This window comes from Pseudomonas sp. Pseusp11, assembly GCF_047304405.1.
In the GTDB taxonomy this organism is placed as follows: Bacteria; Pseudomonadota; Gammaproteobacteria; order Pseudomonadales; family Pseudomonadaceae; genus Aquipseudomonas.
On record NZ_JBGLZF010000080.1, the window covers coordinates 1 to 13,374 of the forward strand.

General features: G+C 56.1%; 15 protein-coding genes and 1 pseudogene. 7 read left to right on the forward strand and 9 right to left on the reverse strand.

Annotated elements, in window-relative coordinates; genetic code table 11:
* Positions 1–179 precede the first annotated feature (179 nt).
* The 5 genes from ACCC96_RS29830 to ACCC96_RS29850 form a co-directional block, all read right to left on the reverse strand.
* Positions 180–803, reverse strand: a complete 624-nt coding sequence (locus ACCC96_RS29830) for a hypothetical protein (protein WP_019649435.1) — start codon at positions 801–803, stop codon at positions 180–182.
* Between the two features lie 29 nt (positions 804–832).
* Positions 833–1,303 (reverse strand): hypothetical protein, encoded by a 471-nt coding sequence (locus ACCC96_RS29835; protein ID WP_218187022.1) that lies wholly within the window; start codon positions 1,301–1,303, stop codon positions 833–835.
* 135 nt (positions 1,304–1,438) lie between these two features.
* A complete protein-coding gene (locus ACCC96_RS29840; RefSeq protein WP_413697695.1) occupies positions 1,439–1,681 on the reverse strand; it encodes a hypothetical protein in 243 nt (80 codons plus the stop codon).
* On the reverse strand, positions 1,678–2,070 hold the full coding sequence (locus tag ACCC96_RS29845) for a T6SS effector amidase Tae4 family protein (RefSeq protein ID WP_413697696.1): 393 nt from the start codon (positions 2,068–2,070) through the stop codon (positions 1,678–1,680). Before ACCC96_RS29845 ends, ACCC96_RS29840 begins: the two co-directional genes overlap by 4 nt.
* Positions 2,037–3,293, reverse strand: a complete 1,257-nt coding sequence (locus ACCC96_RS29850) for a hypothetical protein (protein ID WP_413697697.1) — start codon at positions 3,291–3,293, stop codon at positions 2,037–2,039. Before ACCC96_RS29850 ends, ACCC96_RS29845 begins: the two co-directional genes overlap by 34 nt.
* A gap of 536 nt (positions 3,294–3,829) precedes the next feature.
* Here ACCC96_RS29850 and ACCC96_RS29855 point away from each other — a divergent pair.
* The 3 genes from ACCC96_RS29855 (at position 3,830) to ACCC96_RS29865 (ending at position 5,659) form a co-directional block, all read left to right on the forward strand.
* Entirely contained in the window at positions 3,830–4,294 is a 465-nt protein-coding gene (locus tag ACCC96_RS29855) for a hypothetical protein (RefSeq protein ID WP_413697698.1), read from the forward strand.
* Positions 4,281–5,174, forward strand: coding sequence for a tyrosinase family protein (locus ACCC96_RS29860; RefSeq protein ID WP_413697699.1), 894 nt, complete (start codon positions 4,281–4,283; stop codon positions 5,172–5,174). The genes ACCC96_RS29855 and ACCC96_RS29860 overlap by 14 nt, the downstream gene beginning before the upstream one ends.
* A gap of 155 nt (positions 5,175–5,329) precedes the next feature.
* Positions 5,330–5,659 (forward strand): DHCW motif cupin fold protein, encoded by a 330-nt coding sequence (locus tag ACCC96_RS29865; protein WP_018928161.1) that lies wholly within the window; start codon positions 5,330–5,332, stop codon positions 5,657–5,659.
* A 310-nt stretch (positions 5,660–5,969) separates the two neighbouring features.
* On the opposite strand, the gene ACCC96_RS29870 is transcribed toward ACCC96_RS29865, so the two are convergent.
* Together ACCC96_RS29870 and katG are read right to left on the reverse strand one after the other, a co-directional pair.
* On the reverse strand, positions 5,970–6,401 hold the full coding sequence (locus ACCC96_RS29870) for a hypothetical protein (RefSeq protein ID WP_413697700.1): 432 nt from the start codon (positions 6,399–6,401) through the stop codon (positions 5,970–5,972).
* A 226-nt stretch (positions 6,402–6,627) separates the two neighbouring features.
* The gene (gene katG, locus ACCC96_RS29875) at positions 6,628–8,868 is read right to left on the reverse strand and encodes a catalase/peroxidase HPI (protein WP_413697701.1); all 2,241 of its coding nucleotides are present in this window, start codon (positions 8,866–8,868) and stop codon (positions 6,628–6,630) included.
* Positions 8,869–9,233: 365 nt separating this feature from the next.
* Between katG and ACCC96_RS29880 the strand changes: the two genes are divergently transcribed.
* Both ACCC96_RS29880 and ACCC96_RS29885 read left to right on the forward strand, forming a co-directional pair.
* Entirely contained in the window at positions 9,234–9,605 is a 372-nt protein-coding gene (locus ACCC96_RS29880) for a hypothetical protein (protein WP_413697702.1), read from the forward strand.
* Positions 9,606–9,608: 3 nt separating this feature from the next.
* Positions 9,609–9,791 (forward strand): DUF1289 domain-containing protein, encoded by a 183-nt coding sequence (locus ACCC96_RS29885; RefSeq protein ID WP_081628231.1) that lies wholly within the window; start codon positions 9,609–9,611, stop codon positions 9,789–9,791.
* A gap of 203 nt (positions 9,792–9,994) precedes the next feature.
* On the opposite strand, the gene ACCC96_RS29890 is transcribed toward ACCC96_RS29885, so the two are convergent.
* The gene (locus ACCC96_RS29890; RefSeq protein WP_413697703.1) at positions 9,995–10,540 is read right to left on the reverse strand and encodes a cupin domain-containing protein; all 546 of its coding nucleotides are present in this window, start codon (positions 10,538–10,540) and stop codon (positions 9,995–9,997) included.
* A 112-nt stretch (positions 10,541–10,652) separates the two neighbouring features.
* Positions 10,653–11,546 carry a LysR family transcriptional regulator gene (locus ACCC96_RS29895; protein WP_413697704.1) on the reverse strand — a complete coding sequence of 298 codons (894 nt, stop codon included), beginning with the start codon at positions 11,544–11,546 and terminating at the stop codon, positions 10,653–10,655.
* A gap of 128 nt (positions 11,547–11,674) precedes the next feature.
* On the opposite strand from ACCC96_RS29895, the gene ACCC96_RS29900 reads away from it, so the two are divergent.
* Positions 11,675–13,096, forward strand: coding sequence for an MFS transporter (locus ACCC96_RS29900; RefSeq protein WP_413697705.1), 1,422 nt, complete (start codon positions 11,675–11,677; stop codon positions 13,094–13,096).
* 84 nt (positions 13,097–13,180) lie between these two features.
* Positions 13,181–13,374 (forward strand): annotated as a pseudogene (locus ACCC96_RS29905) (quinone oxidoreductase); the annotation flags it as partial.

Sequence of the window (13,374 nt, forward strand, 5' to 3'; positions counted from 1 at the left end):
AAATACAAAACGCCCGATGCGGTGCATCGGGCGTTGGGGTGAAACAGGTGTAAACCTATTTCAGGACTAGACATGGGATTCAGCTCTGGCAGGTAGCGCAACACCTGAGTTTGGCGCGTTTTTTGTGGCGAGGGGGCTTGCCCCCGTTGGGCTGCGGAGCAGACCTGGATAGGACGGCTTCACTCATCGTCGTACATCAATTCCAGGCTTTTTATCCATTCATCCGTAGCCTCAAACCTTGCGTAGTACTCCTGCTTTTCTGAATCACTCAGCTGAGTGAAGAAGGGGAGGAAGTAGTTGTCGTTGTAGTAACCCTGAGCGCCTTGCATATCGCCTCCCCACCAGGAAGGGTTGTATCCCTCGAACGCTACCCAGGGCGGCGGAACGGCCAATTTTTCATCCTGAATGACGTTCAGAAAAACGACGCTGTTGGTAACCATCCGAATCGTTGTGGCGTTAAACTCTCCACTGGATTTGAAATAGATCAGGTGTTCGTTTTTCCGGATGTCTGAGTAGCGCTTTACGGGATGGTCGTTGAATGGCTTTTCAGCCTCGAATCTGAAATTCGATTCGACGAGTGTCGAAAATTTATGAGCGTATTCATGGTCGATTAGTAACGCAGAGTAATAGGCCGAGACACCGAAACCCTCCAAAGACACCGCCTGCGGATAATCGGTCAGAGGCCGAGTGAGGTGTCGTAACGGGACGATAAAAACTGACTTCAATTCCGGTATGGAGTAACCGACGATTTGCTCCTCTTGGTCGCGCCTTACGAAGGTCTTGATGCGATTGAAAATGCTCATTCCCTGTCCTCGATCCTTGAGATAACCAATCAACCTTGTCCGTTCTTGAGCGCTGACAGATAGGCGTGCTGCTCCGCTATCCACGCGTCCGGGTAGGGCTCCGAGTCCTCTGGAAACTCGGTTCGATACGTTCCGAAGTCCAGAAAGTCGTAGTAAATCTGCATTGCTTCAATGTGGGAAGTAGCCCAGAAAATCCATATGCATTCACTGCCGGACTCGTTGAGGTTTCTGGCGGCATCACCGGATGGGCCGAGGGAGATGCAGGAGGGGAGTTGCTGGCCGTCTTCGTCAGGGCATAGCCAGATTTCGTGGTAGTAACGGTTGGGCATTGAGAATTTTTTACCGATTAGGGCTAGGCCATTGTAAGCGTTGGATTTAGCAAGCAATTCGTAGGTCAGCCCTTCCTCACGAAATGAGGTACGCCATTCGGGATAGTCGGGTCGGGGCTCACAAAGTAATCGAACGAAACGTCCTTGCTCAGAGATTGAAGCTTCTTCCACTACAGCCATATCCCCTGGCGCGGCTTGGGGGCGTTGGTTCAGCGTGTTGTGTAGTAAAAAGCCCTGTCCCATTTATGTGGGGCGGGGCTTTTGTGTTTTTAAGATTGAAAGATCAAAAGATTGCAGCCTCCGCTCCTACGTGTTCGTGGTGTTCGCGTGTCGCAGATATCGCCGATACAAAACGACACCCATGACAACCGAAAGCAACCCAACCCCCGCATTACCCAAAAGCCAAATTGCAAAGTTCCGACTTTGGTCTGCCTCACTCTCGTAGAACGGCCCAAAGTAGCCAGACACTGCCACGAATATCAAATTAAACGCCCCAACGGCCAGGGCAACAACAAGGATGACGAACAATGCCCCTTTAACAATTTTCATATGACCTTCCAAAACCATATTTCCTTCGACTCGCGGTAGTCGGAGAAGCTGCCCTCAATGGAAAACCCCAACTGAATACGAGGGTAGCTCATCCAGTCCGTGAGTCTACGCCCGTTCCATAGATCGATATGATCGCCGCTGCGATTGCCGAAGGTCTCGTTTCCTCGGCGCCAGAAATCCTTGAAGAAAATGATGCCTTGTTGCCCTTCAAGATCATCTTCGAAGTCCTTCGGCTTTATCTTTTTGACGGCGTGCAGCCCGGGTATTTTGGCTTGGCTTAACGCCTGCGCGATTTCTTCTGCTGCCGTCCCGGCGCGACTGTATATCCGGTACGTGAAGCAGCATTGCCAGTCGCTCACCGTAACTTTGCCTTTGCCTTCTTCAAACATTCATCCATTGCTCTTTCTTGCACTGCTAATATCTTGTTTTGAGGTTGATAGAGTCCCGACACGGTTGTATATCCGTTACGTGAAGCGGCATTGTCAGTCGCGCTCTGTAACTTTTCTTTTTCCTTTTTCAAGCATTCATCCAGTGCTCTTTCTTGCTCTGCCGATACATCGATTTGAGGTTGATGGTTTTCCGGGGTGGCTATATATCCACTGCTGTCATCATTGGGCTCATCGTTTTTAATGGCCCCATCCTTCAAGCGCTCCGATGAACTAGCTATTTCGCTTGAATTACTATCGTCTTTCTTATTTTCAGTCGCAGCCTGGCTTGAGTTCTGACTGACAGGGTGGTCACTCGATGTCACGGTGTTTGCGGTGGGTGTGTCGCTAGCTTTATTAGATTCCAGAGGGCGGGCGGCGGGAGCGGAGACGGTGTCTACTTTAACTTTTGGTTTGTTTTTCTTTGTCGACTTATTACCATTTTTTTGCGTTTTCTTAGCCATTGAAAAAGCAGAGTTTAGTTCTTTTTTGTTCTTGTGAATAAGAGTGTCGATCGGCACATAGCTAATAATTTGGTTGGGTTTTCTTTTGATATTTGAATTATAAAATTTCACTTGCTTCTGCGTTAGCTGGATATCGGCAACAGGCGACAATCGAATGAGGCCAGAAATCGCCTCGCGAGCAATAGCGTATGTCAGTTGATCAAGGCTGTAAGAAAAGCTATTACTGGTTTTGGGTATGGCAGAGGGTGGTGCTATTAATTCAATGGCACTGTCATGCCGGGAGAGCAATTTTCCTGCCGCTAAATCTTTATATGTGTAAACAACATTGCATTTCGATCGAGTCCCGCCTCGGGCGTTGCTTATAGATACTGAAGATATTTCTGTACTTATTTCAATGCGGCCGCTGTATTTTCCAAATTCGATAAAGCGATCACTGTTATGAATTTCTTTTTGGGTCGCATTCTTGATGGAGTTTCCCCAGTTTGAAACTTGTAATTCACCTGAAAAGTTGTTGTCTGTATCTGCATTTTCTTTGGCTTTTATTTCTGCAGGAAGCACAATAATATCTACATTGTATGCGAGGTCATAATAGTCAATATCAGGAACAATGCTATTATTTCTTTCGCTTGAGACTTCTGAATAATTTCTTATGTTGGCACAACTCGTCACTCCGAAAAAGCTAAAAGCCAGCACGAGTAAGGCAGTTATTTTTTTTGTCGACATGTTACCCTCCCATAATTATTGATCAAGGGCTTGCGTTGTCGTTGACGCATAACAATGATTGGGCCGAATTCGGCGGTAACGAAATAATAGAAGCCTCTAGATAACTCTGCGCTACCAATTCCGACTTTTTTAAAAGTCTATATAAATCATAGGTCTATATTTCACGCCCAACCCCTCAGCTGTAATCGCGCGACTTCTGTTTTTTGACGTCAATATACTGTTGGGTCAGATTGATCCGCAGGAGTAGATGAGGTTCAGGACGGTATCTACGATCACCAGCTGCCTGTGCTTAACCAGTCCAGGCATATAACTGGTAGCCATGAAGTCAAGGCTCACCACTGGTCTTTCGGATCATTCTTTCCTGACAAGGGATCAGAGGACTGGCAGCCGTGTTCAAACTGAATGTCCGCCCCCCCCCCCAGGAGAGATGAATCCGGTCCCATTATTCTGGCTTCAACAGCATCTCTACCCATCACCAACTACACTTTCTCCAGCCAGTCCGGGCAATCGTCCGGGGGCACACTCCAGGAGGAATCATGACAAGGAAAAATGTCTCCAGCCCTGAACCCTCAGCTACCGAAGCCAACGTGCTGTTGAGCCCGCCCGACATAGCTGCTCTCGCCGAGATATCCATCACTGATCCTGACAAAATGCACCCTGCGTGGATCAAGGAGCAGTTTCCCGAGTACGTGGACCCGCATGCAGGCCATGAGGCCAGGACGGTTCGCGAGATTAATCACAAAGGGCACGTTGTCCGGATCGTGACCACCTACCAGGTGGAGGTGGATGGGACCCCGGTCCAGGCGCATCTGTTTGTGGACGATGCTGGGCAGGTCCATACGCACGCCACTCCATTCGTTTCTTACGGATCGGCTCTCGATTTGATGACAGCGGTAATCGATGCCTATCCCGAGTCTTTCGCCAAGAGCGATGGCGACGGGGAAGAGCACTCCGACCATCCCGTCCACCATGATCACGGAGCACATCATGATCAGGTCTAACGCTGTCAAAGATCTCGCGGCGCTTCAGAAATACGTCGAAGGGGTGAAGCTGCTCAAGGATCCTGCGCTGAATCCCTGGCCTGGGCAGGCCAATCTCTCGATTTATGACTCCTTGGTGGCCTGGCACCACCGGGCCATGATGATTTCAACGCCTGCCGGGCAGATGGCCAGGAATGCTGCGCATGGAGGCCCATCATTTTTGCCGTGGCATCGCTACTTTCTCGTGCGGCTGGAATCGTTGCTTCGCAAAGCGGTAAACGACCCACACTTTCGAATTCCGTACTGGGACTGGAACACTGACGCGGAACTTCAGGACCCCAGGACATCAGTCATCTGGTCGAATCAGTACCTTGGACAGTTCGTGGACGGGAAGTGGCGGGTACGACTGATGGGTGACGGCCGCACCATGGAACTGGGCCGGGTAAACCGCCCCCTGGTGCGTTATCTGGGGGGAGGTGGGGCGCTGCCCAGCCGAGCCAATGTACGCAAGGTCATCCAGGAAAATACCGTGTATGACAAAGTGCCCTACGACGCGGCGCAATCCACCGGTGGTGCGCGCAACTACATCGAGGGATGGACTGGCAAAGAACGCATTCACAACAACGTCCATGTGTGGGTCGGCGGTGACATGGGGTTGTCGTCTTCGCCAAACGACCCGGTGTTCTTTCTGCATCATTGCAATGTCGACCGACTCTGGGCTGCATGGCAAGCGAAGCATCCCACCGCCGCTTACGTACCTGACGGAGCCGCCCCAGATACTTTCAAATTCCACCGGATCGATGATCCGATGTACAGCCCTTTCCCGGAAAAGGTGACGCCGCGAGATGTCCTGAATTACAGCCAATATTACAAATATGACAAGTTGGAGGATCTGCTTTAGATCGCTATTACTACCGCACCAGGGTGGCGGACGGGATAACTGGTTTTCAGGATTTACGCTTGGTCCTGTATTCCGTAAATGTGGGCTATCTGTGTCTATCGGCAGCGTGGCCCGATTGATAGGGTCCGTACTCACTCCACGTTGATGAGGCAATAATGGACCTTACCGCCATCCCCTTTGGGACTACCGATTGGTCGAAGATCGAACCGGTCGAACATGCTGGCCAGACGGGCATGGCCTACTGGCGGACATGCCAGTTTGGTTCGACGCGTGTGCGGATGGTTGAATACAGCCCCGGATATCTGGCCGATCACTGGTGTTGGAGAGGTCATATCCTGTTGTGCCTGGAAGGCGAGTTACACACAGAACTGGAAGATGGCCGCCAGTTCACGCTGACTGCCGGAATGAGCTATCAGGTGGGCAACGATGCCGAGGGGCACCGCTCGTTTACCACTAGCGGTGCGAAGTTGTTCATTGTGGATTGATGTCTCGGATCTGATCCGTATTTTTCTTGGTTATCTGCATCTGTAATGGGATCAGCCCGCGGCTCACAATGACAGCACGGTCAGCAGTTACGCCAACCGCTGCACCGCAAACTCATAGCGTAGGAGGCCCCATGGGCAAGATGGCAATTTTCCTGGGTGGATTTCTGGTGTTGACCATTTTGATTGGCGCGCTGGCCACGATCTCTCCCGTTTAGTCTCGTCCTGCGATCAGCAAAAAGCACAACGCCTCCACACTGGGAGGCGTTGGTTTTCTTCGGACAAGCTGATAGCACGGGGAATCAAGACCGCTTCAACGAATATGCTTGGAATAGGCCGCCTTAAGTGCCTCGGATACAAGGGCAATCAGTATCGGGGTAGAGCTGGACTGCATGTCTCTGCCGATGTCAGTTCGCCGCTCCAGCACTTTGCCAGCGTATTTGGATGCCTGGCCTTCAGACGTGAGTGACAACAGCTCTTCTTCAGTAAAAGACTTCTCATAAGCCGCAGCAAGATTTTGATTCCATTTCGGCTGGTACTGCGGAAGTAGCGCGTCAATTTCGCTCGATACGGCACTGTGTGCTTTTTCACTCCCTAACTTTTCAATGAGCATTGCAAAGGTTTGTGTTTGCTTTGCCGCCAACAGGGCCAGTGTTGGCAGGCTGTCACCGACATGGGTTTGAGCAACAAAAGCGAGCGCTGTCTTATGCGCAAGTACTTCAGCCGTGACTGTGGTGGACAACACGATGGGCGCTACGAATGCGACCGCGACACAAAAAGACCTCATCAATTGATCTGGCTCCTTCGGTTCGCCACGTCGGTGATGCGCTATTGAGAACCCTAGTTGGGAAAAACCTATATCGCTAGTGATTCGGTTCCACTGGGTTTGAACCTGGGGGCCCAAGCAATAAAAAGCCCACTGAACCAGTAACGGTCAGTGGGCTTTTTTCACGCTGGATTGAGCGCTTGCATCACCTCAGGTCAAACCGATCCAGATTCATCACCTTGACCCAGGCTGCCACGAAGTCTTTCACAAACTTCTCCTTCGCGTCGTTGCTGGCATAAACCTCAGCCAACGCCCTCAGCTGTGCATTCGAGCCAAACACCAGATCAACACGCGTCCCCGTCCATTTGAGGTCGCCGGTTTTGCGGTCGCGTCCCTCGAACTTTTCATTGGCCTCAGAGACCGGTTTCCATTCCACGCCCATGTCGAGCAGGTTTTTGAAGAAGTCGTTGGTCAACGCTCCCGGTTGTTTCGTGAACACGCCGTGTTGGGTTTGGCCGACGTTGGTGTTCAGCACGCGCAGGCCACCAATGAGCACGGTCATTTCCGGCGCGGTGAGGGTCAGCAGTTGCGCCTTGTCGATCAGCAGTGCCTCGGCCGGTACGCGATAGCGGGTTTTGAGGTAGTTGCGGAAGCCATCGGCGGCGGGTTCGAGGTAGCCGAAGGATTCAACGTCCGTTTGCTCTTGCGAGGCGTCCATGCGTCCCGGTGTGAAAGGCACCGTGATGGTATGGCCGGCATTTTTTGCCGCTTGTTCGACGCCGGCACAACCGGCCAGCACGATCAGGTCGGCCAGGGAGATTTTCTTGCCGCCGGTTTGCGCGCTGTTGAACTCGTTCTGGATGCTTTCGAGTTTCGCCAACACGCTCGCCAGTTGCTCAGGCTGGTTGGCCTGCCAGGATTTCTGCGGGGCCAGGCGCAGGCGTCCGCCGTTGGCGCCGCCGCGTTTGTCGGAGCCGCGGAAGGTGGAGGCCGCTGCCCAGGCGGTCGACACCAGTTGCGAGACGGTCAGGCCGCTGGCCAGGAGCTTGCCCTTGAGTGCGGCGATGTCGCTGTCGTTGACCAAGGCATGGTCGACCGGCGGGATCGGGTCTTGCCACAGGAGTACTTCGTTGGGCATTTCCGGGCCGAGGTAGCGGGAGAGGGGGCCCATGTCGCGGTGGATCAGTTTGAACCAGGCGCGGGCGAAGGCGTCGGCCAACTGGTCCGGATTGGCGAGGAAGCGCCGCGAAATCGGTTCATAGATCGGGTCGAATCGCAGGGACAGGTCCGTGGTCAGCATGGTTGGGTTACGCCGCTTGGACGGGTCGTGAGCATCCGGAATGATGCCCGCGCCGGCACCGCCTTTCGCCGTCCACTGGTTGGCACCCGCCGGGCTCTTGGTCAGTTCCCACTCGAAGCCGAACAGGTTTTCCAGGTAGTTGTTGCTCCACTTCGTGGGTGTGGTGGTCCAGGTCACTTCCAGGCCGCTGGTGATGGTGTCGCCACCTTTACCGCTGCCGAAAGCGCTTTTCCAGCCCAGGCCTTGCTGTTCGAGGCCAGCGGCTTCGGGTTCGGCACCGACGTTGTCGGCAGGGCCGGCACCGTGGGTTTTACCGAAGGCGTGGCCGCCGGCGATCAGCGCCACGGTTTCTTCGTCATTCATCGCCATGCGCCCGAAGGTTTCGCGGATGTCTATCGCCGCAGCGACCGGGTCCGGGTTGCCTTCCGGGCCTTCCGGGTTGACGTAGATCAGGCCCATTTGCACGGCGGCGAGCGGGTTCTCCAGGTTGCGTTCGCCGGGTGCTTGCATGGCTTCTGTGTCTTTGCCGTAGCGGACGTCACCGCCCAGCCACGTGCTTTCGGTGCCCCAGTAGACATCTTCATCCGGTTCCCAGACGTCTGGCCGGCCGCCGGAAAAACCAAAGGTCTTGAAGCCCATGGACTCCAGCGCGACGTTGCCGGTGAGGACGATCAGGTCGGCCCAGGAGATGTTTTTGCCATACTTTTGCTTGATCGGCCAAAGCAGCCGCCGCGCCTTGTCGAGGCTGACGTTGTCCGGCCAGCTGTTGAGCGGTGCGAAGCGCTGCTGACCGGAGCCGGCACCGCCACGACCGTCACCGACGCGGTATGTGCCGGCGGCGTGCCAGGCCATGCGAATAAACAGTGGCCCATAGTGACCGAAGTCCGCAGGCCACCAGTCTTGCGAATCAGTCATAAGCGCATGCAGATCTTGCTTGACCGCCGCAAAGTCCAGTTTTTTGAACGCTTCGGTGTAGTTGAAGCCCTCGTCCATGGGGTCGGACAGGGGCGAGTGCTGGTGCAGGATCCTAAGATTCAGTTGGTTCGGCCACCAATCGCGGTTCGTCGTGCCACCGCCAGCGGCGGCGTGTTTGAACGGGCATTTCGATTCATTTGCCATGTATGCGCTACCTTTGGTCGTGTTCATCCGGCTATCCGGCCCGGGGTTGGGCACGCAATAGCGACGAGCGGAATCAATGACATAGGCTGTAGCCGTGCGATCAATTGATCGTCGTGGTCACACGGGAAATCCGGATAGCGGCAATCGAGTTGCCAGCACGGTGGCCCACGGCAAGCCTAGTACGCTTTCTGACTCATTCGTATCTCTTCTCAGGTCTCAACCGGCCGGCTGACGCCAGCGCTCCAGTAAGGGTAGACGCCTATAAAGCAGTCAGCTAATAGGTGGAGTATTGGGGGGTGATAGGGATAGTCTTTTATCTGAGCCGTCGAGATGGAGCCGATCAAAAGGTATGCTGGGCCTTTTCCGTTGACCGCCACCCAAGGATCCACCCGATGTCTTTAAGCAAACGCGATCAGGCACACATCGAACGTCGCCTGGTCGCCACCCTGACCGAGGCGTGCGAAACAGCCAAAGCAGAAATAGTCGGGTTTTGCTGGTTGACCCACGAAATCGATTACGACGCCTTTCCATCCAGCCTGCGGGTGATCTGGGTCTTCGATACGCAGGCCCATAAGGATCAGGCGCTGGCGAGCGGGCAGGGCGAGCGCATGGTTGAACTGACGGCCTTGGCATTAAATGAAGCGGACGTTCTCGTCAGCCCGGTCGCGGCCCATGTGCAGTTTGATTCTGAGGAGCAATGTCAGCGCGCCAATGGCGGCAACTGGCAGCAACGCTTGGCGCCCAAGCGCTCGACGCGGGGTTGAAACGTGGCCAAGGATATCGAAAATCCGTGTATTTCCGTTTGCCAGCTCAGTGGTGAACTGTGTGTCAGTTGTGGTCGCACCAAGGATGACATTAGAAAATGGAAACGGATGAAGCGCCCGGAAAAAATGGCGGCGGCGCAGCGGGCGAGTGTGCGGTTGAAGGGGCTTCAGAAAAGGAAGGTTTGAGGGGAGATGCCTGTTGAAGGTCGTATGTGATCTGTAGCAGCTGGCGAAGCCTGCGTTCGGCGGCTGCTACAACGAGTGCGTGTCTGGACACGTACCAAGCATCAGATTAAACGCTCAGTTCAGGCGTAAAACCTTGAGCCCACTGGCGTCTGGCTGAGCATCAACACCACCTGCTTCCTCTGGTTGCCCTTTTCGGTTACCCATCAGGTTTTTTCTGGACGCGATGTGCCGATCATCACAAAAAGTGCTCGGGCTATCCGCTCGCTTTTGTTCCGCCAGGCGTGCCGGGTGCCGTTCTGAATAACGATCTCGCCTGCCTTTACCAGACGGCTCTGCCCGTTATCCAGCTCCAGCCACATCTCTCCCTCCAGAATGATTCCGTAATCAATGGTGGCGGTGGTGTGCATGCCCGGATTTTCCGGCTCGAACGTTTCGATCAGGCCCGGCAGTGCGGCGCTCAGCTCTTCAAAAGCCTTAACGCCATCGACGAGATTCTGCATGACGGTGTCAGGCGGGAAATCAAACACGGCGATGCTGGTGCCACCCTGAGGAGGAATCAGCGACGCATAATCGAGCGTGGGATCGCGTTCCTGTGCAAGGAGTACCGGATTGGCGGGAGTGGTCCACAGCTGTGCCATCGCTTGCCCCGGGATCGAGGCAAAGGATTGCGCCCTTGGGGCATAGTCGTCGGAAACGAACACGGAATTCCCTTGTTCGTCGTGGCCGGTCACGATTCTTCTTATCTTCATTCTGGATTACTCAATGAGGCAGCCCGTGGTGAACCAGGCCGAACCGCTGATCTGGATATCGTTGTCCATGATTCAGTGTATGTCGACGAGGACTTTGCCGACGTCCGAACCCCTAAGGTTGCGCGCACACCGCCCGAAGGCAATCACGCAGCCACCGATGCGCCGAGTCGGCATCCATCCGTGGATGCCAGAGCATCGAGATGGTGATAGGCGGCAGCTCGAACGGCAGCTCGAAACTGTGCAGGCCGGTGCGCAGGTTTCGGGTGTGTCGGGCGGGCACGGTGGCGATCAGGTCCGAAGCGCGAGCCAGTGCCAGGGCGGCCGAGAAACCGCCGACGATGGTGACGATTTCCCGCTGCAGTCCCAGCGCTTCCAATGCTTCATCCATCGGCCCCTTATCGAGCCCGCGCCGTGAGACCAGGATGTGCCGGCCAGCGGCGTAACGGGAGGCGCTGACCTCGCCTTGGCTCAGCGGATGCCCCGTGCGCACGACGCCGATGAAACGGTCCTCGAACAGCGCGCGGGTGCGCACTTCCGGGCTGGTCGTGCCGCCGACCACACCGGTTTCCAGATCGACGGAACCGTCGCGAAGTGCGGCGCTGTCCTTGCTCAGCTTCTGCACAAAGTGCAAACGCACGCCGGGGGCTTGCTCACCGGCGCGGGCGATCAGCGCCGGGCCGAAGTTTTCGACGAAGCCGTCACTGGTGCGCAGCGTGAATGTTCGAACCAGTTGCTTGAGGTCGAGCTGTTCGGCGGGGCGCAAAACCGCCTCGGCGTCTTGCACCAATCGACTGACGTGCTCGCGCAGTTCCAGCGCCCGGGGCGTTGGCACCAAGCCGCGTCCGGCCCGGACCAGCAGCGGGTCGCCCGTCGTTTCGCGCAATCGTGCAAGCGCCCGACTCATGGCCGACGGGCTCAGCCGCAGTCGTTGGGCGGCGCGGGCGACGCTGCCTTCGGCGAGCAGCACGTCCAGGGTAATCAGCAGATTGAGATCGGGAGTGGTCATGCCGCAACGTTAGCACGGCGCGGGGCTGACATGGCGTCAAACGCATCTATCAAGTGCAAATGCTGCGCCTTCCGCCTTGTCACGCACGGGCATACGCTGCTGATCTACCTTTCAGACGTGGCCAGACAATGAAATCCATCACTCAATCAGGTTCGGTGCGCTGGGCGCTTGCCAGCCTTTCGCTGTCGATGTTGATGCCTTCACTCGACACCAGCATCGCCAATGCCGGCTTGCCGACATTGGCCGAGGCGTTCGATGCTTCTTTCCAACACGTGCAGTGGATCGTTCTGGCGTACCTGCTGGCGATCACCACGCTGATCGTCAGCGTCGGACGGCTCGGCGACATGGTAGGCCGTCGGCGCTTGCTGCTGGCGGGCATCGGCATTTTTACCCTGTCATCGCTGGCCTGCGGTGTCGCGCCGTCGCTTGGGTGGCTGGTCGGCGCCCGGGCAGTGCAGGGGCTTGGGGCGGCGATCATGCTGGCGCTGACCGTGGCGTTTGTCGGTGAGACGGTGCCGAAAGCGCAGACCGGCAGCGCCATGGGGTTGCTCGGAACGATGTCGGCGATCGGCACCACGTTGGGGCCGTCGCTCGGTGGGATGTTGATTGCCGGCGTTGGCTGGCAGGCGATTTTTCTGATCAACGTGCCGCTGGGTGTGCTGAATATCTGGCTCGCCTATCGCTATTTGCCGGCGGATGTTCAGCGGGCGAAAGCGGAGCGGGTGGGGTTCGACAAGGCCGGCACGTTGCTGCTGGCGCTGACGCTCGCGGCGTATGCGCTGGCCATGACGATCGGGCGCGGTGATTTTGGTCCGCTCAATATCGCGCTGCTGCTGGCGGCTGTTTTCGGCGTTGGGCTTTTCATCTTCGTTGAGGCCACGGTTGCATCGCCATTGATCAAATTAGCGCTGTTCCGCCAACCGGGATTGAGCGCCAGCCTGGCCATGAGCGCGCTCGTTTCGACGGTGATGATGGCGACGCTGGTGGTCGGGCCGTTTTATCTCTCGGGTGCGCTTGGCCTCGGCACCGCACTTGTCGGTTTCGCCTTGTCGGTCGGCCCGTTGGTGGCTGCATTGACCGGCGTGCCGGCCGGTCGCCTGGTGGACCGTTTTGGCACTCGGCGCATGACCCGTCTCGGGCTCGCGACAATGGCGCTCGGCGCGAGTGCTTTATCAATGATGCCAGCGGGGTTCGGCCTCCTCGGTTACCTCGCCCCCATCGCGGTGATCACGGCCGGCTACGCGTTGTTTCAGGCGGCCAACAACACCGCGATCATGACCGACATCCGCCCGGACCAGCGCGGCGTGATTTCCGGCATGCTCAGCCTGTCACGCAATCTCGGCCTGATCACCGGAGCTTCGGTGATGGGCGCGGTGTTTGCGCTTGCCTCGGCGACGACAGACATCACCAGCGCGTCTCCCGCAGCCGTCGCCAGCGGCATGCGGATAACGTTTGCCGTCGCCGTGGCACTGATCAGCCTGGCCCTTGCTGTGGCCCTGTTGCCGAGGGTTTCGGACTGCTGCACTGTGTGCAGTAATGAACTGCAATAAGGCTATATTGTTCGCTGGAAATCGAATGCTGATACTCCCTGCACATCGCGCAGACGGGCTGCGCTGAAATGAAGGAGTCAGGCAATGGTTTCTGTCGTTCGTATCGCACACACCGGCGCACCTGAGGTGATGAACATCGAGCAAGTCCCGGCGCGTGAGCCGGGGCCGGGTGAAATCTGGCTGGAGCAGGAGGTGATTGGCGTCAACTTCCTTGATGTGACCCAGCGCAACGGCGCCGTACCGTTGCCATTGCCGTCGGGGCTGGGCCTTGAAGGGGC